4 protein-coding genes are annotated in these 2,809 nt (G+C 50.4%); all 4 read right to left on the bottom strand.

Annotated features, from left to right (window positions below; all coding sequences use genetic code 11):
• Positions 1 to 267: 267 nt before the first annotated feature.
• Complete coding sequence (locus BZL41_RS17470) at positions 268 to 750, bottom strand: Hint domain-containing protein (protein WP_095600488.1); 483 nt, start codon at positions 748 to 750, stop codon at positions 268 to 270.
• A gap of 85 nt (positions 751 to 835) precedes the next feature.
• Positions 836 to 1,006, bottom strand: a complete 171-nt coding sequence (locus BZL41_RS28595; RefSeq protein ID WP_168191028.1) for a hypothetical protein — start codon at positions 1,004 to 1,006, stop codon at positions 836 to 838.
• A 155-nt stretch (positions 1,007 to 1,161) separates the two neighbouring features.
• A complete protein-coding gene (locus BZL41_RS17465; RefSeq protein ID WP_143518116.1) occupies positions 1,162 to 1,893 on the bottom strand; it encodes a hypothetical protein in 732 nt (243 codons plus the stop codon).
• 199 nt (positions 1,894 to 2,092) lie between these two features.
• The coding region (locus BZL41_RS17460) for a polymorphic toxin-type HINT domain-containing protein (RefSeq protein WP_143518115.1) at positions 2,093 to 2,809 on the bottom strand (717 nt) is incomplete at its 5' end.

The raw sequence follows: 2,809 nt of genomic DNA, 5'->3' as shown, positions 1-2,809 counted from the left end.
TCGATGGTCTTGTCTTTGCTGGTAGTCATAAACACAGTCGTTTGCCTATCCCTTATGGTAAGGGGGAAACGGTGTCCTGTGTTTCAAGGGGCTCGTTCAAGTCGCCTACCTTGATCTGCTCGATGGGTTTAAGCCCCTCTCGGGTGTGGACCAATGTGCCTGCCACGAAGCATACGCCGTGGGGTTCGTTCACCGACCGTCCATTACGCAGGTCGACAAGTGTTCCACTATCGGGAAGGAACATTCCCTCAAGCCATGCCACATCCTTTATGCCTGACCGATAGAGCGGATAAACATCAGCAAGCAGTGCACTCGCACCATCGGCCAGTTCAAATTCCATTCATATCCTTCAAACTCTGCCCAATCAGATTCATTCTCAAAACCCTGGCCTTGGTTGAGCGCCCACAAATCTTTTACTTGAACCCAGCCCTTACCTCTTATCCAGAATGGATGGTTTGGTGTTACCACAAGCCGACGCGAGGCATCTGGTGGCATCGTGCGACCTTCTGCTCTCGCCTGATCCCACTCATTTTTAAGATAATAACTCACCGTCCAAACTACGGAATCCTCGAAGTGGGTGGTCCTTGTCACCCGTTTATAAGTGCGTTCGCCAGTCTCCTCTGGCTGGGTTAACACCCAATCTCCTACTTGAATCTGCTCAATCGGCTTCATCCCTTCCTTGGTGTGTATCAGCGTGCCCCCCGCGAAACACAAGCCATAGGGCGCAGGAGCTTTCGTTACCATTTTCATTTCGTTCTGAGCATCTTGGATTACTTGCCGGTAAAGAGCATCACCAGCATATTCTCTTGAACGGACGCGCACTAATTCATCAAAGCTACGTAGAGGAGATCATGCCCAGTTGAGCGGCCGCGTTGGCATCGTCCATGGCCATGCGCAACGCCATGGTCAAGTCATTCTTGATCTGCACCGCCTGGAAAGCCTGCTCGGCAAGTGATGCGTTCTTGTTCACCATCGAAGGTAAATCATTGGCCAGAGCACGTTGCATTGATAAAGCCTCATCAATGGACAGTGAGCCTATCGAAGGCAGTTGGATCAGTTTGCCACCCGCCACTTGGAGCGTACCCCCCACATGACTGAGAATGCCGCCACCCACATGCTATTGAAAAAACAGGGCCTGAATTAACGCACCCCGCCCTACTTCTAAATGCATTTTCCATCCGATAAGAAAATTGCTTTGCCATCCACCCAGTGCTTGACCTCACCGCCAGCTCTACCTGGATATGCATACTTTTCCTTTTCCGCCAAAGAAATCAAGGCTTGAAACGCCATTGATTCAGCTTTACCCCTGAAGGGTTCTTCACTGTACTTCTCCAACATCACACATATTTTCTTGAATGGAAACTTCCTATAAAATTCCTCTGTAAATTCTTTCGAACAAATAGCTGTTGCTGAGGCGCGGCGTATCTCGCGCTTTAACCGCCACGCCATAATTAACTTCTCCAATGGATCGTTAATGTCGCTAACGTACCCCTCTATTTTAGGCACCATATATCTATACCATGCACTAACATCAGCAAGCGACATAGAGTCGGCTTGCGGTGCCGTGAAAGGCAACTCGTCGACCGGAATTCTAGGTATATCAAGATCGTCGTTTTCTGACTCCTTTTCCTGATATACATCTTCAAGACGAAGAACAATGCTCCCGTCCGGCTCGAAGCGTCCCGCTCGAATGAGCTCCTGCGCTTTGGTATTAAAAATATGTTGGTGGTTTACGTACCACCAAAACGGGTTAGACCAAGTCGGATTCTGATGCTCGTTCGGGCCATCGTCATTAAAATGCTCTTGCAATATTTGCCAGGAAATGGAACAAAGCACCTTTTCTTTTTCTCTTTCAGCCACGAAAAAGACGGCTTCTTTCTCGTCGTCTGACACAACATTTCCTATGTCAAAGTAGTACCACATTTATCACGCCCTCAATTTCTCATTTACTCAAAGGTGATTAGATAGGCGGCGGAACCAATTCGATAGTAGAGCCTTCCACCCTGGCGTTCATCATGTATATGAATAAAAGCCGTCACCTTTTCCATAACAAAGTGCCCTCCTGAAAGGACGTCACTACGGTGAATCCGATCTAACCTGCCCCCGCTTCATTCCTAATATCCTTGGCAAGCGTGCCCCCTTGGAAATTCACACTATGGACCCAGAAGCCTTTGGCCCCGACGTAGTAGGTATGGAAATCCTCCACATCCAGGTTATACACAGCCACGCGCAGGTAAGGATCAGCGCTTTCGATCACCTCGGGTGCCAAGTGCGCCGGCTTTTCCGTGTTTATCGGCGTGTAGTTGGCGTAGTCGAAAAGCGAGCCGGTTACTTCCGCCACGAAATATTCCTCGTAGGTGTCGTATCCAAGCTGACGCCAGAAAAGCGCCCTATTCTTGATATCGCCTCCACCGAAGGTCCAGCCAACGCCCTCACGGTTAGTGCGATAAACGCGGTTAAGGCCAAAGACTTTTGCCAAGCTGCCATCGGACTTACGAAGAACACCCCCTGCCTTCAGCGCATCCGCGCGCGTCCAGCCCATGCCTTCTACCCAGAAGGGATGATTTTCGGCTGCTGCCGCAAAGTAGATCGGGTCCGACATGCTCCAATCGAGCAACGTGATATGGACATCGACAATGGTCTCGTCCTCATGCACGAAGGTAGTGACCACACGCTTGTATTCGGGACTGCCACTGCCGTCCTCGGGGCTGGAGAGTACCCAGTCGCCAACCTTGATCTCCTCAATCGGCTTGAGTCCTTCCTTCGTGTGGACACGCGTTCCCTTGATGAAGCCCTCGCCGGCCTGGGA

Origin of the sequence: Pseudomonas sp. PIC25, from assembly GCF_002286785.1 — a bacterium.
Classification (GTDB): domain Bacteria; phylum Pseudomonadota; class Gammaproteobacteria; order Pseudomonadales; family Pseudomonadaceae; genus Pseudomonas_M.
Note: the sequence above shows the minus strand (reverse complement) of the source record. Positions and strands in the feature narration are given on the sequence as shown.

Bases quoted from the DNA above. Each gene is read 5' to 3' on its own strand.
- BZL41_RS17470 (WP_095600488.1), bottom strand. From the start codon at position 750: ATGAAAATGGTAACGAAAGCTCCTGCGCCCTATGGCTTGTGTTTCGCG.
- BZL41_RS28595 (WP_168191028.1), bottom strand. From the start codon at position 1,006: ATGCAACGTGCTCTGGCCAATGATTTACCTTCGATGGTGAACAAGAAC.